1 protein-coding gene is annotated in these 688 nt (G+C 62.5%); it reads right to left on the bottom strand.

Annotated elements, in window-relative coordinates:
* A partial coding sequence (locus tag MD273_RS18540; protein WP_502846081.1) for an ABC transporter ATP-binding protein occupies nucleotides 1-688 on the bottom strand: 688 nt, incomplete at both ends.

Raw genomic sequence — 688 nt, forward strand, 5'->3', positions numbered from 1 at the left:
GGCGCGCCGATGAACTGGGCGGCGAAGAGGTTCTGCGGGCGCTCGTAAAGATCATGCGGCGTGCCGACCTGTTCGATGCGGCCATCGCGCAGGAGCACGATCTTGTCGGCGAGCGTCATCGCCTCGACCTGGTCGTGGGTCACGTAGATCATTGTGCGCTTCAGCCGTTCATGCAGCTCCGAAATCTGGGTGCGCATGTGGACGCGAAGCTCGGCATCGAGGTTCGACAGCGGCTCGTCGAAGAGGAAGGTCTCCGGCTCGCCGACGATGGCGCGGCCGATGGCGACGCGCTGGCGCTGGCCGCCGGAAAGCTGTTTCGGCTTGCGGTCGAGCAGCTCCTCGATCTGCAGGATCCGGGCCGCCTCGTTAACGCGTTTGGCGACTTCGGCCTTGGGTGTGCCGTTCATCCTGAGGCCGAAGCCCATGTTCTGGTCGACCGTCATGTGCGGATAGAGCGCGTAGGACTGAAACACCATGCCGATGCCACGCGCACTTGCCTTCGCCTCGGTTACGCATTTGCCGCCGATGTAGACATCACCTTCGGAGACCTCCTCCAACCCGGCAATCATCCGCAAAAGCGTCGACTTCCCGCAGCCCGACGGGCCGACAAAGACGACGAAGGATCCGCTTTCAACGTTGAGATCGACACCGTGGATGGTCTCCAACTCTCCGAAGCGTTTGAATACGC

It is taken from the genome of Marinobacter sp. C7 (assembly GCF_022343555.1).
GTDB lineage: Bacteria > Pseudomonadota > Gammaproteobacteria > Pseudomonadales > Oleiphilaceae > Marinobacter.